23 protein-coding genes and 1 riboswitch are annotated in these 25,170 nt (G+C 67.6%); of the genes, 21 read left to right on the top strand and 2 right to left on the bottom strand.

The window, feature by feature from the left end; all coding sequences use genetic code 11:
* The first annotated feature begins 3 nt into the window (after positions 1-3).
* From carA to pyrF, 3 genes are read left to right on the top strand one after another with little or no spacing between them, the layout of a single operon-like run.
* Positions 4-1,182 (top strand): glutamine-hydrolyzing carbamoyl-phosphate synthase small subunit, encoded by a 1,179-nt coding sequence (carA, locus tag GM1_RS08170; RefSeq protein ID WP_008377963.1) that lies wholly within the window; start codon positions 4-6, stop codon positions 1,180-1,182.
* Complete coding sequence (carB, locus tag GM1_RS08165) at positions 1,182-4,532, top strand: carbamoyl-phosphate synthase large subunit (protein ID WP_008377961.1); 3,351 nt, start codon at positions 1,182-1,184, stop codon at positions 4,530-4,532. Before carA ends, carB begins: the two co-directional genes overlap by 1 nt.
* Positions 4,529-5,350 (top strand): orotidine-5'-phosphate decarboxylase, encoded by an 822-nt coding sequence (gene pyrF, locus GM1_RS08160; RefSeq protein ID WP_008377959.1) that lies wholly within the window; start codon positions 4,529-4,531, stop codon positions 5,348-5,350. Before carB ends, pyrF begins: the two co-directional genes overlap by 4 nt.
* 72 nt (positions 5,351-5,422) lie before the next feature.
* Here the strand turns inward: pyrF and GM1_RS08155 are convergent, their stop codons facing one another.
* Positions 5,423-6,481: a polyhydroxyalkanoate synthase family protein gene (locus GM1_RS08155; protein ID WP_008377958.1), complete on the bottom strand. Its 1,059-nt coding sequence runs from the start codon at positions 6,479-6,481 to the stop codon at positions 5,423-5,425.
* Positions 6,482-6,699: 218 nt separating this feature from the next.
* On the opposite strand from GM1_RS08155, the gene mihF reads away from it, so the two are divergent.
* The 10 genes from mihF to ribD all read left to right on the top strand — a co-directional run bounded on the left by mihF (position 6,700) and on the right by ribD (position 17,093).
* Positions 6,700-7,014, top strand: coding sequence for an integration host factor, actinobacterial type (mihF, locus tag GM1_RS08150; RefSeq protein ID WP_008377956.1), 315 nt, complete (start codon positions 6,700-6,702; stop codon positions 7,012-7,014).
* A gap of 2 nt (positions 7,015-7,016) precedes the next feature.
* Positions 7,017-7,640, top strand: coding sequence for a guanylate kinase (gmk, locus tag GM1_RS08145; RefSeq protein WP_008377954.1), 624 nt, complete (start codon positions 7,017-7,019; stop codon positions 7,638-7,640).
* Positions 7,637-7,933: a DNA-directed RNA polymerase subunit omega gene (gene rpoZ, locus GM1_RS08140; protein WP_008377952.1), complete on the top strand. Its 297-nt coding sequence runs from the start codon at positions 7,637-7,639 to the stop codon at positions 7,931-7,933. The genes gmk and rpoZ overlap by 4 nt, the downstream gene beginning before the upstream one ends.
* A 7-nt stretch (positions 7,934-7,940) precedes the next feature.
* Positions 7,941-9,194, top strand: a complete 1,254-nt coding sequence (gene coaBC / locus GM1_RS08135; protein WP_008377951.1) for a bifunctional phosphopantothenoylcysteine decarboxylase/phosphopantothenate--cysteine ligase CoaBC — start codon at positions 7,941-7,943, stop codon at positions 9,192-9,194.
* 70 nt (positions 9,195-9,264) lie between these two features.
* Positions 9,265-10,479 (top strand): methionine adenosyltransferase, encoded by a 1,215-nt coding sequence (gene metK, locus GM1_RS08130; RefSeq protein WP_008377950.1) that lies wholly within the window; start codon positions 9,265-9,267, stop codon positions 10,477-10,479.
* 72 nt (positions 10,480-10,551) lie between these two features.
* Positions 10,552-12,492, top strand: coding sequence for a primosomal protein N' (locus GM1_RS08125; protein ID WP_008377948.1), 1,941 nt, complete (start codon positions 10,552-10,554; stop codon positions 12,490-12,492).
* Between the two features lie 2 nt (positions 12,493-12,494).
* Positions 12,495-13,436 (top strand): methionyl-tRNA formyltransferase, encoded by a 942-nt coding sequence (fmt, locus tag GM1_RS08120; RefSeq protein WP_040519730.1) that lies wholly within the window; start codon positions 12,495-12,497, stop codon positions 13,434-13,436.
* Positions 13,433-14,899, top strand: coding sequence for an RsmB/NOP family class I SAM-dependent RNA methyltransferase (locus tag GM1_RS08115; RefSeq protein WP_008377944.1), 1,467 nt, complete (start codon positions 13,433-13,435; stop codon positions 14,897-14,899). The genes fmt and GM1_RS08115 overlap by 4 nt, the downstream gene beginning before the upstream one ends.
* Before the next feature lie 478 nt (positions 14,900-15,377).
* On the top strand, positions 15,378-16,082 hold the full coding sequence (gene rpe, locus GM1_RS08110) for a ribulose-phosphate 3-epimerase (RefSeq protein WP_008377942.1): 705 nt from the start codon (positions 15,378-15,380) through the stop codon (positions 16,080-16,082).
* Between the two features lie 6 nt (positions 16,083-16,088).
* The gene (gene ribD / locus GM1_RS08105) at positions 16,089-17,093 is read left to right on the top strand and encodes a bifunctional diaminohydroxyphosphoribosylaminopyrimidine deaminase/5-amino-6-(5-phosphoribosylamino)uracil reductase RibD (RefSeq protein WP_008377940.1); all 1,005 of its coding nucleotides are present in this window, start codon (positions 16,089-16,091) and stop codon (positions 17,091-17,093) included.
* Here ribD and GM1_RS08100 read toward each other — a convergent pair.
* Positions 17,090-17,326: a lipopolysaccharide assembly protein LapA domain-containing protein gene (locus tag GM1_RS08100; RefSeq protein ID WP_008377938.1), complete on the bottom strand. Its 237-nt coding sequence runs from the start codon at positions 17,324-17,326 to the stop codon at positions 17,090-17,092. The genes ribD and GM1_RS08100 overlap by 4 nt on opposite strands.
* A gap of 92 nt (positions 17,327-17,418) precedes the next feature.
* Positions 17,419-17,575: riboswitch (FMN riboswitch) on the top strand.
* Between the two features lie 57 nt (positions 17,576-17,632).
* Here GM1_RS08100 and GM1_RS08095 point away from each other — a divergent pair.
* From GM1_RS08095 to GM1_RS08060, 8 genes are all read left to right on the top strand, one after another.
* Positions 17,633-18,256 carry a riboflavin synthase gene (locus GM1_RS08095; RefSeq protein ID WP_008377936.1) on the top strand — a complete coding sequence of 208 codons (624 nt, stop codon included), beginning with the start codon at positions 17,633-17,635 and terminating at the stop codon, positions 18,254-18,256.
* Positions 18,256-19,527, top strand: a complete 1,272-nt coding sequence (locus GM1_RS08090) for a bifunctional 3,4-dihydroxy-2-butanone-4-phosphate synthase/GTP cyclohydrolase II (RefSeq protein WP_008377935.1) — start codon at positions 18,256-18,258, stop codon at positions 19,525-19,527. Before GM1_RS08095 ends, GM1_RS08090 begins: the two co-directional genes overlap by 1 nt.
* Entirely contained in the window at positions 19,524-19,994 is a 471-nt protein-coding gene (gene ribH / locus GM1_RS08085; RefSeq protein ID WP_008377934.1) for a 6,7-dimethyl-8-ribityllumazine synthase, read from the top strand. The genes GM1_RS08090 and ribH overlap by 4 nt, the downstream gene beginning before the upstream one ends.
* Positions 19,991-20,467: a PH domain-containing protein gene (locus GM1_RS08080; RefSeq protein WP_008377932.1), complete on the top strand. Its 477-nt coding sequence runs from the start codon at positions 19,991-19,993 to the stop codon at positions 20,465-20,467. The genes ribH and GM1_RS08080 overlap by 4 nt, the downstream gene beginning before the upstream one ends.
* Entirely contained in the window at positions 20,464-21,123 is a 660-nt protein-coding gene (locus GM1_RS08075) for a DUF6226 family protein (protein WP_008377929.1), read from the top strand. Before GM1_RS08080 ends, GM1_RS08075 begins: the two co-directional genes overlap by 4 nt.
* A 118-nt stretch (positions 21,124-21,241) precedes the next feature.
* Positions 21,242-23,209 carry an excinuclease ABC subunit UvrC gene (gene uvrC, locus GM1_RS08070; RefSeq protein WP_008377927.1) on the top strand — a complete coding sequence of 656 codons (1,968 nt, stop codon included), beginning with the start codon at positions 21,242-21,244 and terminating at the stop codon, positions 23,207-23,209.
* Positions 23,202-24,113, top strand: coding sequence for an RNase adapter RapZ (gene rapZ, locus GM1_RS08065; protein WP_008377925.1), 912 nt, complete (start codon positions 23,202-23,204; stop codon positions 24,111-24,113). Before uvrC ends, rapZ begins: the two co-directional genes overlap by 8 nt.
* The gene (locus tag GM1_RS08060) at positions 24,110-25,111 is read left to right on the top strand and encodes a gluconeogenesis factor YvcK family protein (RefSeq protein ID WP_008377923.1); all 1,002 of its coding nucleotides are present in this window, start codon (positions 24,110-24,112) and stop codon (positions 25,109-25,111) included. The genes rapZ and GM1_RS08060 overlap by 4 nt, the downstream gene beginning before the upstream one ends.
* Positions 25,112-25,170: the final 59 nt, after the last annotated feature.

The following is a 25,170-nucleotide window of genomic DNA, read 5'->3' as shown; positions in this document are numbered from 1 at the left end:
GAGATGAGCAAAGCAGTACTGGTGCTGGAGAACGGCCAGGTCTACACCGGGCGCGCCTACGGTGCGACCGGCGAGACCCTGGGCGAAGCGGTGTTCTGCACCGCGATGACGGGATACCAGGAGACGCTCACCGACCCCAGCTACCACCGGCAGATCGTGGTGGCCACAGCTCCGCAGATCGGCAACACCGGCTGGAACACCGAGGACAGCGAGAGCCTGCTCGGCAAGCGGTCCGCGGTGCGCTGGTCGGCGGACTTCATCGACCATGACGATCCGGGCAAGATCTGGGTCGCGGGCTACGCCGTGCGCAACCCCACGCGCCGCGTCTCCAACTGGCGCGCGGGTTCGACCCTCGAAGGTGAACTCGCCGACCAGGGCGTCGTGTCCATCTCCGGTATCGACACCCGCGCCGTGGTCCGGGTGCTCCGCGACACCGGCTCGATGCGCGCGGGAATCTTCTCCGGCGACGCGCTCCGATCGGTCGACGAGATGCTCGACGCGGTGCGGGCGCAGCCGTCGATGGCCGGCGCGGACCTGGCAGCAGAGGTCAGCACCACCGAACCGTATGTGGTCGAAGCCGCAGGCGGGCAGGCCAAGCTGCGTGTCGCCGCGCTCGACATGGGCATCAAGGCGAACACGCCGCGCATGCTCGCGGCGCGCGGCGTCGAAGTCCACGTCCTGCCGTCGAACGCCACTCTCGCCGACATCCGCTCGGTGAACCCGGACGGATTCTTCCTGTCCAACGGTCCGGGCGACCCGGCGACCGCCGACGCCGCGGTGGCTCTGACCAGCGAAGTCATCGACTCCGGTCTGCCGACGTTCGGCATCTGCTTCGGCAACCAGATCATGGGTCGCGCATTCGGCCGCGACACCTACAAGCTCAAGTTCGGTCACCGGGGCATCAACATCCCGGTGCTCGACACCGTCACCGGACGAGTCGCCATCACCTCGCAGAACCACGGGTTCGCCATCGCCGGTGAGGCGGGCGAGGAGTTCGACACGGCGTTTGGCCGCGCCCGAGTCTCGCACGTCTGCGCCAACGACGGTGTCGTCGAGGGCGTCGAGCTGATCTCCGGTCAGGCCTTCTCCGTCCAGTACCACCCCGAAGCCGCGTCCGGCCCGCACGACGCAGCAAACCTCTTCGACAAGTTCGTCTCCACCATGGAAGGGACCCGTTCCTGATGCCCCGCCGTACAGACATCTCCCACGTCCTGGTGATCGGGTCCGGCCCGATCGTCATCGGCCAGGCCTGCGAGTTCGACTACTCGGGCACCCAGGCATGCCGCGTCCTCAAGGCCGAGGGCCTGCGGGTGTCGCTGGTCAACTCGAACCCCGCGACGATCATGACCGACCCCGAGTTCGCCGACGCGACCTACGTGGAGCCGATCAGCCCCGAATACATCGAGAAGGTCATCCAGACCGAGGCCGCCGCCGGTCATCCCATCGACGCAGTCCTGGCGACCCTCGGCGGTCAGACCGCGCTCAACGCCGCCGTCGGGCTGCACGAGAAGGGCATTCTCGCGAAGTACGACATCGAGCTGATCGGCGCCGACTTCGACGCCATCCAGCGCGGTGAGGATCGTCAGATGTTCAAGGACATCGTGACCAAGGTCGGCGGCGAGAGCGCTCGTTCGGCCGTGTGCTTCACGATGGACGAGGTCCGCAAGACCGTCGACGACCTCGGGTTCCCCGTCGTCGTGCGCCCGTCGTTCACCATGGGCGGACTCGGCTCGGGCATGGCGTACAACGACGCCGACCTCGACCGGATCGCGGGCGGCGGCCTCGCCGCGTCCCCGACGGCCAACGTGCTCATCGAGGAGTCGATCCTCGGGTGGAAGGAGTACGAGCTCGAGCTGATGCGCGACAACAAGGACAACGTCGTCGTCATCTGCTCCATCGAGAACGTCGACCCTGTCGGTGTCCACACCGGTGACTCCGTGACGGTCGCGCCGGCGATGACCCTCACCGACGTCGAGTACCAGATCATGCGCGACCTCTCGATCGACATCCTCAGGGAGGTCGGCGTCGACACCGGCGGCTGCAACATCCAGTTCGCGCAGAACCCCGTCGACGGTCGTCTTGTCGTCATCGAGATGAATCCCCGCGTCTCGCGGTCGTCGGCTCTCGCATCGAAGGCCACCGGCTACCCGATCGCGAAGATGGCGGCGAAGCTCGCCATCGGGTATTCGCTCGACGAGATCACCAATGACATCACCAAGGTGACGCCCGCCGCGTTCGAGCCGTCGCTCGACTACGTGGTCGTCAAGGCGCCGCGCTTCGCATTCGAGAAGTTCCCCGGCGCCGACGACACACTCACCACCACGATGAAGTCCGTCGGCGAGGCGATGAGCCTCGGTCGCAGCTTCGCCGAGGCGTTCGGCAAGGTGATGCGCTCGCTGGAGACCAAGGCCGCAGGCTTCTGGACCGAGGCCGACCGGCCCGACCCGGCGACGCTCGACGTCGACGCACTGCTCGCCGACATCGCCGTGGCGCGCGACGGCCGCATGCTGAAGCTGATGCTGGCGCTCGAAGCCGGTGTGAGCATCGAGAAGCTGTACGAGGTCACCGCGATCGATCCGTGGTTCCTCGCCGAGATCGACGGCGTCCGCGAAGTGGGCCACGAGGTGCGCGACGCGGCGACGCTCGACGAGGACCTCCTGCGTCTGGCGAAGACGACGGGACTGTCCGACCGGCAGATCGCCGCGCTGCGCGTCGCAGGCGGCGACACGGTGCTCGTCGACGAGGACGCGGTGCGTGCGCACCGCGTGGGCCTCGGTGTCCGCCCGGTGTACAAGACTGTCGACACCTGTGCCGCAGAGTTCGAGGCGAAGACGCCGTACCACTACAGCAGCTACGAACTCGACCCGGCAGCGACAAGCGAGGTCGCCCCGCAGACCGAGCGGCCCAAGGTGCTGATCCTCGGTTCGGGCCCGAACCGCATCGGTCAGGGCATCGAGTTCGACTACTCGTGCGTCCACGCCGCGCTCACCCTCAGCGAGGCCGGCTACGAGACGGTGATGGTCAACTGCAACCCGGAGACGGTCTCCACCGACTACGACACCGCGGACCGTCTCTACTTCGAGCCGCTGACCTTCGAGGACGTCCTCGAAGTGTTCCACGCGGAGTCGGAGTCGGGGACCGTCGCGGGCGTCATCGTCCAGCTCGGCGGTCAGACGCCGCTCGGTCTCGCCGCGCGGCTGCAGGCCGCGGGGGTCCCGATCGTCGGCACCAGCCCGGAAGCGATCGACCTCGCCGAAGATCGTGGCGAGTTCGGCAAGGTGCTCGTCGACGCGGGTCTGCCCGCCCCGAAGTTCGGCACCGCGACCACCTTCGACGGCGCGCGTGACATCGCGGCAGGCATCGGCTACCCGGTGCTCGTCCGCCCGTCGTACGTGCTCGGCGGTCGCGGCATGGAGATCGTGTACGACGAGCAGGCGCTCGCCGACTACATCTCGCGTGCCACGGAGATCTCCGACGACCGTCCGGTCCTCGTGGACCGCTTCCTCGAGGGCGCCGTCGAGATCGACGTCGACGCGCTGTTCGACGGAACCGAGATGTACATCGGCGGCGTCATGGAGCACATCGAGGAGGCAGGCATCCACTCCGGCGACTCGGCGTGTGCTCTGCCGCCGATCACCCTCGGCGCCGCTCAGATCGACGAGGTCCGCCGTTCGACGCTCGCATTGGCGAAGGGGATCGGTGTCCGCGGACTGCTGAACGTCCAGTACGCGCTGGCCGACGGCAAGCTGTATGTCCTCGAGGCCAACCCGCGCGCAAGCCGCACGGTGCCGTTCGTCTCGAAGGCGACCGCGGTGCCGCTCGCCAAGGCATGTGCCCGCGTGATGCTCGGACGCTCGATCGCAGAACTGCGCGCCGAGGGCATCCTGCCCGCGGACGGCGACGGGTCGGCGTTGCCGTCGAACGCTCCGGTCGCCGTCAAGGAAGCCGTGCTGCCGTTCAACCGGTTCCGTCGTGCCGACGGCACCGGAGTCGATTCGCTGCTCAGCCCGGAGATGAAGTCGACCGGCGAGGTCATGGGCTTCGACAGCGACTTCGGTCGTGCGTTCGCGAAGTCGCAGGAGGCCGCAGGCGGTGCGCTGCCGACCAGCGGGACCGTCTTCGTGTCCGTCGCCGATCGGGACAAGGCGTCGATCCTCTTCCCGATCAAGCGCCTGGCGGATCTCGGGTTCACGATCATGGCGACGTCGGGCACCGCAGACGTGTTGCGCCGCAACGGCATCGAGGTGGTCACGGTCGCCAAGGGCGCCGAAGCGGCCGAAGGCAAGCGGACGGTGGTCGACGAGATCAAGGACCACAACGTCGACATGATCATCAACACGCCGTACGGCACGTCCGGACCGCGCGTCGACGGTTACGAGATCCGCGCCGCCGCCATCGGCGCCTCGGTCCCGTGCATCACGACGGTCTCGGGCGCAGGCGCCGCGGTCCAGGGCATCGAAGCTGCACTGGGCGAGACGATGGGCGTGCAGTCGCTACAGCGCCGTCACGCCGAGATGCGGGCCGGAGCGTGAGTTTCGGCCCGCGGTACGCCGACGCGGTCGCCGCTCGGGGCAGGCTGTGCGCGGGCATCGACCCGCACGCGGCACTGCTCACCGAGTGGGGACTGCCGGTGTCGGTCGACGGGCTCCGATCGTTCGCGCAGGCGTGCGTCGAGGGCATCGCGCCGGTCGCCGCGGTCGTGAAGCCGCAGGTGGCGTTCTTCGAGCAGTTCGGCTCGGCTGGATTCGCCGTGCTCGAGGAGACGATCGCGGGGTGCCGCGAGGCCGGTGCGATCGTGCTGTCCGACGCCAAGCGCGGTGACATCGGCTCCACGATGGCCGCGTACACGACGGCCTGGCTCGACGACGCGTCGCCGCTGTGCAGTGACGCCGTCACCGTGTCTCCGTACCTCGGCTTCGGTTCGCTCGCCCCGGCGGTCACGGCCGCGCGCGACGCGGATCGGGGACTGTTCGTACTGGCCAGGACGTCGAACCCGGAAGGCGGGGGACTCCAGCAGTCGACCGTCGAGACCGGCGGAACTGTCGCTCAGTCGATCGTCGACGCCGCTGCCGAGGTGAACGCCGCATCGCCGGGGACCATCGGTGTGGTCGTGGGCGCCACGCGTGAGCACGGTCTGGACCTCGCGTCGCTCGGGGGAGCGATCCTCTCGCCCGGCCTCGGTGCACAGGGAGCCACTGCGGCCGACCTCGCGCGCATCTTCGAGGGAGCCGACCTCTCCTGGCTGCTGCCCGCGGCGAGCCGCAGCATCCTCCGTTCGGGTCCCGACTCGGCCGCGCTCCGCGCCGCAGTCGAAGCGACTCGCGACGAGATCGAGAACGCGCTGTCCTGACCTTTCGACTCGCTTCGCGGGTCTTGAGCGAGTTTGCGAGTCGAAAGGCCCGCACCCGCAATCAAAACCGCGTCAGAGGCTCGCGCGGAAGGCGGCGATGGCAGGCCACGTGTGGGCTGCCGCGTCGGGTCCGGTCAGCAGGCCGAGGTGACTCGATTCAACTGTGTGGAACTCGACGTGCGCCGAGCCTGTCAGGAGTTCCTGACCGTACGCTGCTGCTGCGTGGCTCACGATGGCGTCCCGGTGCGAGCCGACCGTGAACACGGGAGCGGTGAGCGTACGGACGTCCACCGTGTGTCCGCCCAGGTGAAGCACGCCTTCGCCGATCTCGTTCCGAATGACGAGGTTCACCAGCATCTGTTCGGTGAGTCGTCCGGGGTAGCCGGGCATAGAGTCCTGGAAACGGTCGATCACCTGCATCCGGATGAGCGCGTCATGGTCATCGATGTTGTCCAGAATGTACTTCGGTTTGCGGAGTTCACGCTGCCAGCTCGTCGCTCGGTACGACAGCTGGACCAACGGCGCCGGAATGCCTCCGATAGCGCGCGCGATTGCGCCGAGTGGTTGCCCGCCGACGAGGCGCAGGAGCTTCCGGACCGCCGAGTACATCGGCATCTTCATGTAGTTCAGGGGAGTGCCGACGGTGATCACCGACCGGATGGGCAGCTCCTTGCGGTAGGCGGCCGTCAGGATCGACACCGTTCCGCCGAGACTCCACCCCATGAGGTCGACGGCGTCCGGACCGGCTCGGAAGTCGTCGACGGCGTCCGCGATCGCCCGCGGAACGAATGTGTCGAAGTAGTCGTCGAAGCCGAGATGGCGATCTGCGTAACCGACGTCGCCGAAGTCGACGACGTACGGAATTGTTCCCGTCGACAGCAGGAACTCGACGACGGAGTTCGCCGGGAACGCTCCGGGCGCGAGGTCGTAGCAGCTCGCCGGAACCGCCAGCGGCGGCACGAGAACCACCGGAACAGTGCCTGCCGCGCGTGCATCGTCGAGCTGCTGCGCCGTCCCGTACCTGCGGAGACGTCCGTGTGGGCGGTCGACGACGACCACCGACTCTGATGCGGTGCGTGGGGCGAAGTCGTCGCGGAGTACACGCGCGATGGTGCGCAGGTCGCTGAACATGGCAGGCACGCTACTAAAGTCCCTCATTTGGCGGCGCGCCCGGGGTGGTTGATGCGGACTCGCCGGTCAGCGGGGTACCGTTTGGGCTGGTCTCAGCGGCGAGCGTTACGCTCGTTGTGATCGCCGGGGGTCTTCACAGCCCTACGGCGAACCACCACGAGACGCTGATAGCGTCACGTGGACAACCCGAACTGTCGAAAACGAAAGACGGAGGAACCGTGGCTCTTCCCCAGTTGACTGATGAGCAGCGCGCTGCCGCGCTTGAGAAGGCGGCCCAGGCTCGCCGTGTGCGTGCCGAGCTCAAGGAGCGTCTGAAGCGAGGCGGCACCGACCTCAAGCAGGTCCTCGCGGACGCTGAGAACGACGAGATCCTGGGCAAGATGAAGGTCTCGGCTCTCCTCGAGGCCCTGCCGAAGGTCGGCAAGGTCAAGGCGCAGGAGATCATGACCGAGCTGGAGATCGCTCCGACCCGCCGTCTGCGCGGCCTCGGCGATCGTCAGCGCAAGGCTCTGCTCGAGAAGTTCAGCTCCTGAGCGTGCCTGAATCTAGAACCCGTCCGAGGGGCCGACTGGTTGTACTGGTCGGCCCCTCGGCCGTTGGTAAGTCGACCGTCGTCCGTAGACTCCGTGAACTGTTGCCCGACCTGTACTTCAGCGTCTCCGCGACGACACGCGACCCCCGTCCGGGCGAAGTGGACGGACGCGATTACTACTTCGTGACCCGCGAGGCGTTCGACAAGATGATCGACGCCGACGAGATGTTGGAATGGGCGGACATCCACGGCGGAATCCAACGCTCGGGCACTCCGGCCGCACCGGTCGAGGAAGCGCTGAACGCAGGCCTCCCGGTACTGGTCGAGGTGGACCTGGTCGGCGCACGGAACGTTCGGGAGCATCTGCCCGAAGCGATCACGGTGTTCCTCGCACCGCCGAGTTGGGACGAGCTCGTCGCTCGTCTCACGGGCCGGGGCACCGAGAACGACGACGTCATCGCCCGCAGATTGGAGACCGCGCGTGTCGAGATGGCGGCCCGTGACGAGTTCCGACACGTCGTGGTGAACCACGATGTCGACACCTCGGCCGAAGAATTGCTAAACTTGCTGGTCGGGCCACGCAGCGAATCGCGGCCGGCACACAATACTGCGCAGGAGAAGTTTTGAGCACTCAGACAGACATCGATCCGACCGTCGTCGACGAGCCCGTCTACGACACGCCGCTGGGCATCACCAACCCGCCGATCGACGAACTGCTCGAGCGCACCTCGTCGAAGTACGCCCTGGTCATCTACGCGGCCAAGCGTGCGCGTCAGATCAACGACTACTACAACCAGCTCGCAGAGGGCATCCTCGAGTACGTCGGTCCGCTGGTGGAGCCGGGCGTCCAGGAGAAGCCGCTCTCGATCGCGATGCGTGAGATCCACTCCGACCTGCTCGAGCACACCGAAGGCGAGTAGCCGCCACGTGTCGCACATCCTGATCGGGGTGGGCGGGGGGATCGCCGCCTACAAGGTGTGTTCGGTCATCCGGCACTTCACCGAGGCCGGACACGACGTCCGGGTGATTCCCACACGTGCTGCGCTGAACTTCGTCGGCAAGGCGACGTTCGAGGCGCTGTCCGGCAACCCGGTGAGCACCGAGGTGTTCGACGACGTCGACGAAGTCGCTCACGTGGCGCTCGGTCGCAACGCCGACCTCGTGATCGTGGCTCCGGCCACCGCCGACCTGATGTCGAGGGCAGTCGCAGGCCGCGCCGACGATCTGCTGACAGCGTCGCTGCTGACAGCCACCTGCCCGGTGATGTTCGTTCCGGCGATGCACACCGAGATGTGGGAGCATCCGGCGACAGTGGCGAATGTGGCGACACTGCGAGAGCGTGGAGTCACCGTCATGACACCGGCGAGCGGTCGTCTCACCGGCGCCGACACCGGCGCAGGCCGCCTTCCCGAGCCCACCGAGATCGGTCTGCTCGGGGATCTCCTGCTCGACCGCGCCGATGCGCTCCCGTACGACCTCGCAGGCCGCCGGGTGCTCGTCAGCGCAGGAGGCACCCGAGAGCCGCTCGATCCCGTTCGATATCTCGGCAACCACAGTTCCGGCAAGCAGGGCTATGCGCTCGCCCGGGCTGCGGCGCAGCGGGGTGCGCACGTCACTCTCGTCGCAGGTGCCACCAGCAATCCAGGCGAGCCCGCCGCCGTAGACGTGGTCCACATCGACTCCGCGGTCGAACTGGAACGTGAGATGCAGGCCAGGGCTGTCGACGCGGATGTGGTGATCATGGCGGCCGCAGTCGCCGACTTCCGGCCGATCAGTGTCGCCGGCTCGAAGATCAAGAAGGGCGCGGACGGACCGGCACCCATCACCCTCGCCGAGAATCCCGACATCCTCGCCGGCCTCGTCCGGGCGCGGAACGACGGTGTGATTCCCGCCGCCACCCTCATTGTCGGTTTTGCCGCCGAGACCGGGGACGAGAACGGGGGAGTCCTCGATCACGGACGCGCCAAGCTGCGCCGCAAGGGCTGTGACCTGCTCATCGTCAACGCTGTCGGCGACGGCAAGGCGTTCGGCACGGAGGACAACACCGGCTGGGTGCTGACCGCCGACGGCCGCGAGACGGCGTTGCCGTTCGGGTCCAAGACATTGATGGCGAGCAGAATCCTTGACGAAGTGGCCGCCGTCGTGCCGAATGGTGGGCGTGCGGCTGACTCAGACCTCTGATCGAGCGTCTGGCACAGTCGAAAGAGAGTGCGGGGCACAGCCCTGCAGAATTGCATCCCGAGAGGAACCGATGACCGCCTCAGCGTCCCGCCTGTTCACCAGCGAGTCCGTGACTGAAGGGCACCCCGACAAGATCTGCGACGCGATCAGCGACTCGATCCTGGACGCCCTGCTCGCCGTGGACCCGAAGGCCAAGGTGGCGGTGGAGACCCTCGTCACCACCGGCCAGGTGCACGTCGCGGGCGAGGTCAACACGACCGGCTACGTCGACATCCCGACGATCGTCCGCGAGAAGATCATCGACATCGGCTACGACTCGTCCACCAAGGGGTTCGACGGAGCATCGTGCGGCGTGAACGTCGCGATCGGCGCGCAGTCGCCGGAGATCGCTCAGGGACTCACCGATTCCCACGAGGCGCGCACCGGCGAAAGCGCGGACGAGCTCGATCTCCAGGGTGCGGGCGACCAGGGACTGATGTTCGGTTTCGCGACCGACGAGACTCCTGAACTGATGCCGCTGCCGATCGCGCTGGCACACCGCTTGTCGCGTCGCCTCACCGAGGTCCGCAAGAACGGCACGCTCCCGTACCTGCGTCCCGACGGCAAGACCCAGGTCACCATCGAGTATGCGGGCGACGTGCCCGTCCGTCTCGACACCGTCGTCGTGTCGACGCAGCACGCGGCCGACATCGACATCGACGGCATGCTTGCGCCGGACATCCGTGCCAACGTCCTGCAGCCGGTGTTCGACGAGCTCGACCTCCCCGTCGCGTTGGACACGAGCAATCCGCGCCTGCTGGTGAACCCGACGGGCAGCTTCGTCCTCGGCGGACCGATGGGTGACGCGGGCCTCACCGGCCGCAAGATCATCGTCGACACCTACGGCGGAATGGCCCGCCACGGTGGCGGTGCGTTCTCGGGCAAGGATCCGTCGAAGGTCGACCGCAGCGCCGCCTACGCGATGCGTTGGGTCGCGAAGAACGCGGTCGCGGCGGGTCTCGCCAAGCGCATCGAGGTCCAGGTGGCCTACGCGATCGGCAAGGCCGCACCGGTCGGCCTGTTCGTCGAGACGTTCGGCACCGAGAAGGTCGACCCGAGCACCATCCAGAAGGCGATCGCCGAGGTCTTCGATCTGCGTCCGGGCGCCATCGTGCGCGACCTGGAACTGCTCCAGCCGATCTACGCACCGACCGCCGCGTACGGCCACTTCGGCCGTACCGACATCGATCTCCCCTGGGAGCGCACCAACCGCGTCGACGAACTCCGCAAGGCCGCCGGCCTGTAGGTGTCCTCGCCGACTGACACTCGCAATCAACGGGTCGCTGCATTGCAGCGGCCCGTTGCTCGCGTTCTGCCGATGCTGTCGCTGGCTCATCTGGACCGTCCGTTCGACTACCTGGTCGACGAGAAGTCCGATGCGGCGGCACAACCCGGCGTGCGGGTGCGGGTGCGGTTCGCCGGTCGCCTCGTCGACGGCTACCTGCTCGAACGCCTGGAGCGCAGCGAGCACACGGGAAAGCTCGCCTGGTTGGACCGCGTGGTGTCGCCCGAGCGTGTGTTGACCGATGAGCTGGCCGTGCTGTGCCGTGCTGTCGCCGACAGGTATGCGGGAACGATGCCGGACGTCCTGCGGCTGGCGATCCCTCCGCGGCACGCCAGAGTCGAGAAGGACGTCCCAGCGCACGGGTGCGCGCCACCGGTTCCCGAACCCGACATGGCCGGGTGGGCGGCGTACGAGACGTCGGCGTCGTTTGTGCGCGCCACGATCGAGGATCGTCACCCGCGTGCGGTGTGGCAGGTGCTTCCGGGTGACGACTGGGCGGCTCGGCTCGCCGAACTGGTGACCGCGGTCGCCGCCGCAGGTCGAGGAGCCATCGTCGTCGTTCCGGATCAACGCGACCTCGACCGGTTGGAGGCCGCGTGCACGCCGCTGCTGGGCGACCGATGTGTGAGTCTGGCAGCGGGGTTGGGCCCGTCGGCGAGGTACCGGCGGTGGTTGTCGGTGCTGCGCGGGCAGGCGTCGGTGGTGATCGGCACTCGCAGTGCGATGTTCGCACCCGTCGTCGATCTGGCGTTGACCGTGGTCTTCGACGACGGCGACCAGAGTCTCGACGAGCCGCGGGCGCCCTACCCGCACCCCCGGGAAGTGGCAGTGCTGCGTGCACACGCCTCGGGCACCGCGATGCTCATCGGTGGCCATTCACGGACCGCCGAAGCGCAAGCGCTCGTCAGTTCGGGGTGGGCTCACGACTTGACCGCATCCCGACAGGACATCCGTGCCGCGGCGCCGTTGATCGAGGGAGTCGCCGACGACGACCGTCGGCTCGGCGGTGACCCGCTGGCTCGATCTGCCCGCATTCCGGCGACCGCTTTCCTGGCCGCACGCAAAGCGCTTCAAGCCGGCCTGCCGGTGCTGTTCAGCGTCCCGCGCCGTGGGTACCTTCCGTCGGTGGCGTGCGCCAGGTGCCGTGAGCACGCTCGATGTCGCGTGTGCCACGGTCCGGTGTCCATGAACGAGCGCGGAGACCTCGCGTGTCGGTGGTGCGGGCGACCCGAACTGCGGTTCGTCTGCCCGTCGTGCGGCGGCAAGGCAGTCCGCGCGCTGATGATCGGCGACAAGCGGACCGCGGAAGAACTGGGGAAGGCGTTCGCCGGGGTGCCGATCGTGACATCCGGAGGAGCGAAGATCGTCGACGAGATCGCGGAGGGGCCTCGTGTGGTGGTTGCGACGCCCGGAGCAGCACCACGGGTGCCGGGTGGCTACGGTGCCGCGGTGATCCTCGACACCTGGGCACAACTCGATCGTGAGGATCTCCGTGCCGGGGAGGAGGCCGTTCGCGGCTGGATGGCGATCGGCACTCTCGTCCGGTCGCGGAACGACGGCGGACGAGTCGTGATCGTCGCCGATTCTTCGGGGGCTCAGGTGCAGGCGTTGATCTCGTGGAATCCGATCGGCTACGCCGCATTCGAACTTGAACAGCGCTACGAACTCGGCTTTCCGCCCGCAGTCACGATGGCGTCGATCGACGGCCCGGCGACAGCGGTCAGCGCGTTCTGCGATCTTGTGAGTCTTCCGCCGAGTGCCGAGAAACTCGGACCCGTGCCGCTCCCGGCCGGGGTCCGCAGACCTGCGGGGCTCGACGGGGCCGGCGACGTCGAACGAGTCCTGCTGCGCACCCCGCGAGCTGTCGGACGGACGTTGGCCGACGCCCTGCGCGCGGCTCAGGTGATCCGAAACGCTCGACACGACGACACGGCGGGCATCCGAGTCCAGATCGATCCGCCTACGATTGGATGATCATGAGAATCGTCTTCGCTGGAACGCCCGATGTGGCTGTACCGACCCTGCAGGAGTTGATCGACTCGGCCGATCACGAGGTGGTCGGGGTCATCACGCGCCCCGACACCACGGCCGGACGCGGGCGGAAGAGCGTCCGGTCCGAGGTCGGTGTGGTCGCTGACGAGCACGGCATCGAGGTGATCACTCCGCGCCGCATGTCCGAGCCGGAGGTTGCGGAGACACTGCGTCGGTGGGCGCCTGATCTCGGCGTCGTCGTCGCCTACGGTGGTCTGATCCCGCAGGACGTGCTCGACATGCCCGTCCACGGCTGGGTGAACCTGCACTTCTCGATCCTGCCCGCGTGGCGCGGGGCGGCACCGGTCCAGGCGTCGATCGCGTCCGGCGACGAGTTCACCGGTGCCAGCGTGTTCGGCCTGGAGGCCGGGCTGGACACCGGCCCGGTGTACGGAACGCTCACCGAACGCATTCGGAGCACCGACACCTCGGGTGATCTGTTGACGCGGCTGTCGACCGCAGGTTCGAGCCTGACGAAGGCAGTCGTCGACGGCATCGCGGCAGGTGAACTCTCGCCCGTTCCGCAGGACGCGGACGGCGTGTCGCATGCTGCGAAGATCACCGTCGACGACGCCCGTGTCCGATGGGATCTGCCGTCGCACGTGGTCGACCGGACCATCCGTGCGCATACCCCGGCGCCAGGTGCCTGGACGACGCTCGGCGGCGTCCGCCTCAAACTCGGCCCCGTCACCATCGCCGACACCGATCCGCTGATCCCGGACCGACTCGAGATCGGGCGACTGGGCGTGACGAAGAAGGCTGTGTTCGTGGGGACCGGCTCCGGTGCGGTGAAGCTCGGGACGGTTCAGGCTCCTGGAAAGAAGGCGATGAACGCCGCCGACTGGGCGCGCGGTACGCGCCTCGATGAGAACGGTGTCCTGGCATGACTCGTGGTGGACGGGGTTCTGATCCTCGACGCGGTGGCGGTTTCCAACGAGGCGGACCCCAGCGAGGGGGCGGGCAGCGGTCGGACGCACCCCGCGACAAGAAGACTCGCGACAAGCCGGTCGATGGAGCACGTTCGGTTGCGCTGAAGGTGCTGCGAGCGGTCCGGAAGGACGACGCGTACGCCAACCTGCTGCTCCCTCGGCTGCTGCGGGAGAGCAAGCTCGACCCGCGGGACCGAGGTCTGGCGACCGAACTCGCCTACGGAACGGCGCGGAGCCTGGGCCTGCTGGACGCGGTGATCGCGTCGGCGGCCGGGCGACCGGTCGCTGACATCGACGGTGACCTCCTCGACGTGCTGCGTCTCGGCGCCTACCAGCTGCTGCGCACCCGGATCGGCTCTCACGCGGCGGTCTCGACGTCGGTGGATCTCGTTCGTGCCGAGCACGGCACGGGCCAGGCCGGCTTCGTCAACGCGGTGCTCCGCAAAGTGAGCCAGCGCGACGAGCAGCTCTGGATCGACGCACTCGCTCCGTCGATGGCGGACGACATGATCGGACACCTCGCGTTCGCATACGCGCATCCGAGGTGGATCGCTGACGTGTTCGCCGACTCGCTCGGCTCGATCGGCGAACTGCAGGCGGCTCTCGCCGCCGACGACGACCGCCCGATCGTGCATCTCGTCGCGCGCCCCGGCCAGATCACGGCCGAGGAACTCGCGCTGATCAGCGGGGGAGACGAAGGCAGGTACTCGCCGTACTGCGTCTACCTGCCCGAAGGTGATCCGGGCTCGCTGGACGCGGTCCGTGACGGGTTCGCAGGCGTCCAGGACGAGGGCAGCCAACTCGTCGCGGTCGCGGCCGCGAGGGCTGGGGTCGGAGAGGACGGGGGACGCTGGCTCGATCTGTGCGCGGGCCCCGGCGGCAAGGCCGCGCTCCTCGGCTCGCTCGCCGACCTCGACGGTGCACACCTGGACGCCGTCGAAGTGTCCGACCACCGCGCGAAGCTCATCGAGAACGTCGTCGACGGACTGCCCGTGACGGTTCACGTCGCAGACGGTCGCGAGTCCGGCCTCGAACCCGGCTACGACCGGGTGCTCGTCGACGCCCCGTGCTCGGGCCTCGGCTCCCTGCGGCGTCGTCCCGAAGCCCGCTGGCGTCGCACGCCGGAGGACGTTCCGGCGCTCGTCGAGCTTCAGAAGGAACTCGTCACCGAGGCGCTGCGCCTCGTCCGGCCGGGCGGAGTGGTCGTCTACTCGACGTGCTCGCCGCATCCGGCCGAGACGACCGCCGTCATCGACGCCGTTCTCGCGGCGGACGACTCGGTCGAGCAGGTCGACGCCCGTCCGCTCGTCGCAGGCGCCGACAACGACGCGTCGGTGTTCGGCGTCGGACCTCATGTCCAGCTCTGGCCGCACCGCCACGACACCGACGCCATGTTCCTCGCCGTTCTCCGGAAGAAGTAGCCGCTGCGCGGCCTTCCGCGACAAACGCGGCCTTCGGCGACATAAATCGACGCTTCATTGACAAACGCGGCCTCTGTGAAGGCCGCGTTTGTCGTTGAGGGTCGCGGCGGGGCGGTGTCGCAGAGGTTACGTTTGGCGAAGAGATGCTTGGGACGACGGGCGGTGGCTGGTTCAGCGCGCATCGGCCGGTTCCCTGCTGGTCATGGCGTCTTCTGGCGTTGCTCCCGAAGGGACCGGCACAGTGGGTCCTCGCCGCGCCCCTGACTGACAAACGCGGCCTTCAGGGAGGCCGCGTTTGTCGACGAAGTGTCGGTTTACGTCGAGGAGTGCAGCGTTCGTCGTTGAGGGTCGCTGCGAAGTCTTGTGGTGTTGCTGTGGAACCACCGGTACCAGGCCGTCCGTCGACGGCGGGTGACGGCTCACGGCCGAAGCCGCGTCGGAGACAGCGCGGCCGCGGCCGCGGTTTAGAATGGCCGCCATGTGCAACCCCGGCCGTCCGGCACCGATGATCGCTCCGTCCATCCTGTCCGCCGACTTCGCGAACCTGGCGTCGGAGATCGCGGCCGTCGGGCCGTCCGACGTCGACCCCGGAGTCGACTGGGTGCACGTGGATGTGATGGACAACCACTTCGTGCCCAACCTGACCCTCGGCATGCCGGTGGTCGAGAGTCTGCTGAAGGCCACCGACATCCCGCTCGACTGCCACCTGATGATCGCCGACCCCGGACGCTGGGCGCCGCCGTACGCAGAGGCGGGCGCCTACAACGTGACGTTCCACGCCGAAGCCACGGACGATCCGTCGTCGGTGGCTCGCGACATCCGCGCCGCAGGCGGCAAGGCAGGGCTCGCACTCAAGCCGGGGACTGCACTCGAGCCGTACCTGGAGATCCTTCGCGATTTCGACACGCTGCTCGTGATGAGTGTGGAACCGGGGTTCGGGGGGCAGAAGTTCATGCCCGAGGTCCTCGACAAGGTGCGGGCGATCCGCAAGATCATCGACCGCGGGGATCTCCGCCTTCTCGTCGAGATCGACGGCGGCATCGCCGACTCGACGATCGAGCAGGCCGCTGAGGCCGGCGTCGACTGCTTCGTCGCCGGTTCGGCCGTGTACGGCGGTGACGATCCCGCGGCCCGTGTCGCTGAATTGCGTCGTAAGGCCACCGTAGTCCGTGAGAACGCCTGACCGGCGATGATCGAGACCGCGATGCGCCGAGCGGTCGCCGAATCGGCGCACGCCCGAGGGTCGAGCTCGCCGAATCCTCCGGTCGGGGCGGTGATCCTCGACGCCGACGGCATGGTCGTCGGCGTCGGGCACACTCAGCCGCCCGGCGGGCCGCACGCCGAGGTGATGGCGTTGCGCGCTGCCGGTGACGCGGCGCTCGGCGGCACCGCGGTCGTCACGCTCGAACCGTGCAACCACACAGGTCGCACCGGTCCGTGCGCTCAGGCGCTCATCGACGCGGGCGTCGCCGCGGTGCATTACGCCGTCACCGATCCCAATCCGACGGCTTCCGGTGGTGCGCAGACTCTGCTCGATGCGGGCGTCGAGGTCACGGCGGGAGTGCTCGCCAGCGTCGTCGAGGCGGGCCCTCTGCGAGCGTGGCTATTCCGGCAGCGCCGTGGGCGGCCGATGGTGACCGTGAAAGTGGCTTCCACGCTGGACGGGCGGATCGCTGCACCCGACCGGACCAGCCGGTGGATCACCGGACCGCAGGCCCGGGAACACGCCCACGGTGAGCGCGCCGCGGTCGACGCCATCGTCGTCGGCACCGGCACCGCGATCACCGATGATCCGTCGCTCACCGCCCGACGTCCCGACGGCTCGCTGTATCCGCATCAACCGACGAGAGTCGTCATGGGGCGCCGCGACGTTCCGGCAGGCGCACGACTCCGCAGCGGTGAGAACGGTTTCCTCCAGGTGCGGTCACACGACCCGCGCGATGTGCTCGAAGCGCTGCCGGACGCGCTCCGGGTGATCGTCGAGGGCGGACCGCGCATCGTGGGCGCCTTCCTGGCCGCCGGTCTCGCCGATGAAGTGCAGGTCTACCTCGCGCCGACGCTTCTCGGCGGGGGCGCCGCATCCGTGGACGACGGATGCGTTCACACACTCACCGATGCGCACCGCTTCGAGCGCGGGGCCGTCGAGGTCCTGGGCGACGACCTGCTCGTCGTCCTGCATCCGCGGAGGGATTAGCGCCTGCTGCGTCGTCCGACGAACCAGCCGACGACGAACCCGATCAGCGTGACGACCGCGAGCATCAGCCACAGGGGTGCGTCGAGGTTCCACCAGAGCGCGGTGAACTGAGCCGAGTCGGTGTTCGTGGCGATAAAGATCATCGCGATCACAGTGATCACAATCGGAAGCCAGTACTGCCGGAGGAAACTCGAGGCGTCGTGAGCTGGCGTGTTGGTGTCGTTGACGGACATTTCGGGGGAGTTCCTCTCGCACAGTGGGACGCTTCGCGCCGATGGACCATACGTGTACCACGCTCCTTGTGATGTGCGTGCTACCTTCGAAAGGTAGTTCTCGGGGCGGGGTGAAAGTCCCCACCGGCGGTGATGCCCTTCAACTCAGGGACGAGCCCGCGAGCGCTCTCATCGGACACGATGTGAGGTCAGCAGATTCTGGTGAGATTCCGGAGCCGACGGTCATAGTCCGGATACGAGAGAACGGCAGTGCGGCACCGTGCCGTCATCTGTCTGTCCCGAGCGCACCTGTGCAAAGGAGAGACGGTGTTCACCGGAATTGTTGAGGAACGCGGCGAAATCATCGGCCGCGAGGACCTCGCAGAAGCCGCACGTTTCCGCATCCGCGGACCCCTCGTGACGAGCGACGCGTCGTTCGGCGACTCGATCGCCGTCAACGGCGTGTGCCTCACCGTCGTCGAACTCGACGACGGAGCGTTCACCGTGGACGTGATGGCCGAGACGCTCCGCCGTAGTTCACTCGACAACCTCGGACCCGGCGCGACCGTCAATCTTGAACGAGCGATGGCAGCGGGTGGACGTTTCGGCGGGCACATCGTGCAGGGCCACGTCGACGGCGTCGGCACTGTCGTGTCCGTCTGGCCGTCCGAGAACTGGACCGTCGTCCGCATCGCCGTCCCAGGAGACCTGTCGCGCTACGTCGTCGAGAAGGGGTCGATCACGATCGACGGCATCTCGCTGACGGTCTCGTCGATCGGGCGCGACGACGACCGCGGCGACTGGCTCGAAGTCTCTCTCATTCCGACGACTCTGTCGGAGACCACGCTGGGCATCACCGCGACCGATGCCCGGGTGAACCTGGAAGTCGATGTGATCGCGAAGTACGTCGAGCGCCTGCATGGCGCCGGCCGGGCAGAAGGACAGCAGTGATGAGCGAGCAGACCGAAGTGAAACTGGACTCGATCGACCGGGCCATCGCCGACATCGCGGCGGGCAAGGCCGTCGTCGTCGTCGACGACGAGGACCGCGAGAACGAAGGCGACCTGATCTTCGCGGCGGAGAAGGCGACGCCTGAACTCGTCGCGTTCATGGTCCGCTACACGTCCGGCTACCTGTGCGTTCCGCTCGAAGGCGACGACTGCGACCGGCTCGGTCTGCCGCCGATGATCGCGCAGAACCAGGATCGTCACGGCACGGCGTACACGGTGACCGTCGATGCCCGCGAGGGAGTCGGCACCGGCATCAGTGCGGCGGACCGCGCCACCACGATGGTCAAGCTCGCCGACCAGACGGCGCAGCCGCACGACTTCACCCGTCCCGGTCACGTGGTGCCGCTCCGTGCCCGCGAGGGCGGCGTGCTGCGTCGCCCCGGCCACACCGAGGCCGCGGTCGATCTAGCGAAGCTCGCCGGGCTGTCGCCCGCGGGCGCGATCTGCGAGATCGTCAGCCAGAAGGACGAAGGCCACATGGCCCACGCCGAGGAACTGCGCGTCTTCGCCGACGAGCACGACCTCGCGATGATCTCCATCGCCGACCTGATCGCGTGGCGCCGCCGCAACGAGAAGCACGTCGAGCGCGTCGCCGACGCGCGGATCCCCACCGTCCACGGTGTGTTCCGCGCGGTCGGCTACTCGAGCCCGTACGACGACGCCGAGCACGTGGCACTCGTCATGGGCGACGTCTCGGGTGAGGACGGCAAGGGCGAGGACATCCTGGTCCGCGTCCACTCCGAATGCCTCACCGGCGACGTCTTCGGTTCGCTGCGGTGCGACTGCGGTCCGCAGCTCGAGGCAGCGATGGCGATGGTCGCGGCCGAAGGTCGTGGCGTGGTGCTCTACATGCGTGGCCACGAGGGCCGGGGCATCGGCCTCATGCACAAACTCCAGGCCTACCAGCTGCAGGACGCGGGTCACGACACCGTCGACGCGAACCTCGAACTCGGGTTGCCCGCCGATGCCCGCGACTACGGTCTCGGCGCACAGATCCTCGTCGACCTCGGCGTCCGGTCGATGCGACTGCTGACGAACAATCCGGCCAAGCGCGTCGGACTCGACGGCTACGGTCTGCAGATCGTCGATCGCGTTCCGATGCCGCTCCGCGCCAACTCGGAGAACCTCCACTACCTGAAGACCAAGCGTGACCGGATGGGCCATATGCTCGAAGGACTGGACGACTTCGACGGAGAGGGCACGCAGGCATGAGCGGCCACGGAGAACCCACACTCGACCTGGAGGACGCGAGCGGACTGAAGGTCGCCATCGCCGCGTCCCAGTGGCATGAGACGATCTGCACCGCACTGCTCGACGGTGCGACGCGAGCAGCGGCGGGCGCGGGCGTCACCGATCCGACCGTGGTGCGGGTGGCCGGCGCAATCGAACTCCCGGTGATCGTGCAGGCGCTGGCACGCACACACGATGTGGTCGTCGCGCTCGGCGTGGTCATCAAGGGCGGCACACCGCATTTCGAGTACGTCTGCGACGCCGTCACCGCGGGCCTCACCCGCGTGTCACTCGACGAGTCGACGCCGGTCGGCAACGGTGTGCTCACCACTCTCGACGAGCAGCAGGCGCTCGACCGTTCGGGACTTCCCGGATCGTCGGAGGACAAGGGCGCTCAGGCGATGACCGCCGCGATCGCATCCGCGCTCACGCTCCGGAAGCTGGCGTGAGTGCACTAGGAGCGCCGTCGACCGGGGCGGAGGTGTGGGACTACACCTACCACCCGCAGTGGTTGCGTCGGACCGGACTCTGGGTGGCGGGCGTGGTCATCGCCATTCACCTCGTGTTCGGGCTGCTCTTGGACATCTCGTACACGGGTGTCGGAGTCGAATGGTCCGACAAGATCGGTCTCATCGCGATCGGTCTGGTCATCGCTGGAGCTGTCCTGCTCGTCTTCCGGACGCGACTGCGCGTGGGTCCGGACGGTGTGGGCGTGCGCACCTTGGTGGGCGAGCGGGTCTTCACCTGGGACGTGGTGCGCGGCCTCGAGTACCCGGACAAGGGCTTCGCCGCGCGACTGCTCCTGCCGTCGGACGAGCACGTCCCGGTGCTGGCCGTTCAGTCGCGCGACGGCGACCGCGCCGTCGATGCCATGGAGACCTTCCGCGAGCTGTACACGAAGTACAGTCGGCCGACGCCGTGACCCGGCCCGCGTCGGACGGATACGTCCGCCCGGACCTGCGTGTTTACTCGTTCGTCGCCTGTGACGGACGCGTCGTCGAGTACGGCTCCCGGTTCAATGCCGTCGACTCACAACCCGCCGAGGACGACTACGTCACGATGTCGGCGACGGAACGCTTCGATCAGCTCACCGATGTTGCCGAGTCGGTGATAGCGCACCTGGCCGAGAACTTCGACGTGACGGTCACCGAAGAAGCTGATCCACCGGCGATACAGCCGTACGGCGCGCCGAATCGACGAGTGACGCTGACGCCACGCGACGAGCAGGCAGCGCCGCTCGGCTTCGACTTCCAGAATCCCGGCCTGGTCGTGCGCTGCGGGCTTCTCCACGACGTCGGAATCCCGACGTGCATGTGCGATGCGTGTGATGAATCGTCAATCACCGAGGCGGAACGTGTCGAAGACCTCGCCTTCGCGATCGCCGACGGTCATTACCGCGAGAGTGTCGACGGACGGCTCCGCATGCGGATCTCACATGTCTTCGATGTTCCTGGACGATGGGGCCAGAGTGGAACAGAGTCGGCACTTCAGGACTTTCGGCGCGATCGTGCGCGTGCGGTGAGAGGTCGTCTCGACCAGATCTGCGGCACCTGGCATCCGTGGCCTCGACGCGTTTGAGGTTCCCTGATTCTTGCGGTACTGACGCGTAGGGCGACTTTGCGCCGTGATTCGGGGAACCTCCGCCGTCGACCCGGCGGCGAACGGGTTGTCGGACCCGACGGCTAACCTGGAGACCGTGGCAGACCCGTCGACTTACCGCCCCGCTACCGGGGCGATCCCCACCGATCCGGGCGTCTACAAGTTCCGCGACGCACACCGGCGAGTGATCTATGTCGGCAAGGCGAAGAACCTGCGCTCTCGGTTGACGTCGTACTTCGCCGACATCACCGGACTGCATCCGCGGACCCGGCAGATGGTCACGACGGCGGCGTCCGTCGAGTGGACCGTCGTCGGCACCGAAGTCGAGGCGCTGCAGCTCGAATACAACTGGATCAAGGAGTTCGATCCGCGGTTCAATGTCCGCTACCGCGACGACAAGACCTATCCGATGCTCGCGGTGACGCTCAACGAGACGTACCCGCGAGTGTTCGTCTACCGCGGCGCGCGCAAGCCCGGTGTCCGGTACTTCGGGCCGTATGCCCACGCATGGGCGATCCGCGAGACTGTCGACCTCTTGACCCGTGTGTTCCCGATCCGCACCTGCTCCACGGGGGTGTTCCGGCGCAACGAGCAGATGGGGCGCCCCTGCCTGCTCGGGTACATCGACAAGTGCTCGGCGCCGTGTGTCGGACGGGTCGACGCCGACGAGCATCGAGCGATCGTCGACGACTTCTGCGACTTCCTCGCGGGCAAGACCGACGGTCTCATCCGTCGACTCGAACGTGAGATGACCAGCGCGGCCGAAGAACTCGATTTCGAACGAGCCGCGCGTCTGCGTGACGACACGTCCGCGCTGCGCCGTGCGATGGAGAAACAGGCGGTGGTGCTCGGGAGCGGCACGGACGCCGACGTGATCGCCATGGTCGGAGACGAACTCGAATCGTCGGTGACCATCTTCCACGTCCGCGACGGACGAGTCCGCGGAGAACGCGGCTGGGTGGTCGAAGTGCAGGAGAATGCGACACTCGCCGAACAGGTCGAGTCGTTCCTCACACAGTTCTACGGCGCCGAGTCGGACATGAGCTCCGGCATTCCCCGCGAGGTGCTCGTCCCGGCATTGCCCGACGACGTCGACCAGATGCAGGACTGGCTCACACAGCGGCGCGGCGCGCGAGTCGACATTCGCGTCCCGCAGCGCGGCGACAAGCGCAACCTGATGACCACCGTCGAACGGAACGCCTCCGATGCGCTCGCTCGCCACAAACTCCAGCGTGCGGGTGACCTGACGACCAGGTCGGCGGCACTGACCGAACTGCAGGAGCACCTCGGCCTCGACGTCGCTCCGCTGCGCATCGAATGCATCGACATCTCGCACGTTCAGGGCACCGATGTCGTCGCGTCCCTCGTCGTCTTCGAGGACGGGCTGCCTCGCAAGTCCGACTACCGGCATTACGGCATCAAGGAGGCCGCAGGGGACGGTCGCTCGGACGATGTCGCATCGATCGCCGAAGTCACCCGTAGACGCTTCCTCCGACATCGCGGCGGCGAGGCGACGCCGCCTCCTGTCGACGGGGACGAACCCGTTGCGATCGCGGCCGGCGAGGTCTCCGCCGAAGAGGGAAAGAAGCGCCGGTTCGCATACCCGCCGAATCTGTTCGTGGTCGACGGCGGCGCACCCCAGGTGCACGCCGCCGCGGCAGTCCTCGAAGAACTCGGTGTCACCGACGTCGCGATCATCGGACTGGCCAAAAGGCTCGAAGAAGTGTGGGTTCCGGGCGATGATGAGCCGGTGATCCTGCCACGCAACAGCGAAGCGCTCTTCCTGCTGCAGCGTGTGCGCGACGAGGCGCACCGTTTTGCGATCACCTTTCACCGCAGCAAACGGAGCAAGCGGATGACCGCGTCGGCGCTCGACGGGATCCCGGGGCTCGGAGCCACCCGTCGGACGGCGCTCCTCACCCATTTCGGATCGGTCGCCAACCTCAAGAAGGCGACGGTCGACGAGATCTCGCAGGTGCCGGGGATCGGTGCAACCACCGCGCAGTCAGTGCGCGACGCGCTCAGCGCAGACGAGTCCACAAGGGAGGATGTGACCAGTGGGTGACAGTCATGGATCGACAGGGGAGGGTCCGGCGACGGTCCTGTTCGTCGCAGGCATGTCCGGCGCGGGCCGGACGTCGGTGGCGAATGTCCTCGAGGACGACGGGTGGTACGTCTCGGACAACGTCCCGGTGTCGCTGATCGGGCAACTGATCGAGATGGTGCGCAGCGACGAAGTGGGCGCGCGAAAGATCGCCCTTGTCGTCCGGGCAGGCGACCCGCAGTTCAGCGAACAGATCGCGGAACTGCGTGACGACCTCGAAGCGGGCGGCGCCCGTACGTCCATCGTGTTCGTGGACGCGTCCGACGACGTCCTCGTGCGACGGTTCGAACAGGTCCGGCGCAGGCATCCGCTGCAGGGGAACGGGACCCTCAGCGAGGGAATCGCCGCCGAACGCGCGATGCTCGCCGGAGTTCAGGCGAGCGCGGGAACCGTGATCGACACCTCGAATCTGAGCTCCACTCGGCTGCGGGCCATCGTCGAGAGCACGTTCCCGAACGTCGGTGGAACGGGGCTGACAGTGGCGGTGCAGTCGTTCGGATTCAAGTACGGCCTGCCGATCGACTGCGACCTCGTGGTCGACGTCCGGTTCCTGCCCAACCCGTACTGGATTCCGGAGCTTCGCGAACACAACGGTCTCGACCCGCAGGTGCGCGACTACGTCCTCGGCCAGGAGGACGCACTCGAGTTCATCAACCGATACGTCGACCTGGTGGGCATCGTCGCGCGCGGATACAAGCGCGAAGGCAAGGGCTACATGACGATCGGTGTCGGCTGCACGGGTGGCAAACACCGTAGCGTCGCGATGTCGCAGCAGCTTGCGCGCCGGCTCGAAGAGGCCTCGGACGACGACGGTTCCCCGTTGTACAAGGTGCAGGTGACCAACCGCGACCTGGGACGCGAGTGACGGCGCCGATCCGCGCGGCCGCTCTGGGCGGCGGTCACGGGCTCTTCAACACGATCACCGCGTTGCGGTACCTCACGCCCGACGTGACCGCGATCGTCACCGTCGGCGACGACGGCGGTTCGTCGGGCCGACTCCGCAACGAACTCGGCGGCATTCCGCCGGGTGATCTGCGCATGGCGTTGGCGGCACTGATGGGCGCTCCCGCGGCGATCGATCACTGGAACGCTGTCGATCCGGCGGTGGCTCGCAGGCACAAGCGGTGGGCGCGCATCCTGCAGCACCGCCTCGGCGGGTATGGAGCGCTCGCCGGTCACCCGGTCGGCAACCTGATGTTGGCGGGTGTCGAAGAACTCACCGGCGACGTCGTCGAGGCGTTGGACGCGATGGTCGACCTGTTCGGGATCGACGGTCGAGTCCTGCCGATGTCGACGGTGCCGCTTGTCATCGAAGCCGATGTCACGGGCCTCGAATCGGACCCGCGCGTCAGTCGGGTGATCCGCGGACAAGTGGCGGTGGCGACCACTCCCGGAACCGTCCGACGTGTGCGGGTCAATCCGTTCGAGCCGGTGGGATGCGACGAGGCGGCCGCCGCCATCATCGACGCCGACGTCGTCACGTTGGGGCCCGGATCATGGTTCTCCAGCGTGATCCCGCACGTACTCGTCCCATCCCAGGTCAGAGCGTTGAAGTCGACGAACGCACGGAAGGTTCTGTTCGTGAACCTGGCCAACGAGCCAGGGGAGACGACAGGTTTCTCCGTCGAACGGCACCTGCACGTCCTGCACGCGCACGCAGACACCGTCGGAGTCGACGACGTGGTGGTCGATGCGGCGTCCGTGCCTGCAGGCGCCGAGCGAGATCACCTGGTGCGAGCAGCGGCGTCGTTCGGCGCCCGCTTGGTGGTCGCCGACCTGGCCGTGCCCGGAACTCACGAACACGACCCGCGTAAGTCCGCGAACACTCTGAGTCGCCTGCTGAGTGACCACTCGGACCGGTAAGGTCGACGGCACTACGGTTGACGCCCCCGAGGTTTGCTCGGGGTGTGCTGTCAGTACCC

It is taken from the genome of Gordonia malaquae NBRC 108250, assembly GCF_000344135.1.
Lineage (GTDB): Bacteria > Actinomycetota > Actinomycetes > Mycobacteriales > Mycobacteriaceae > Gordonia > Gordonia malaquae.
Note: the sequence above shows the minus strand (reverse complement) of the source record. Positions and strands in the feature narration are given on the sequence as shown.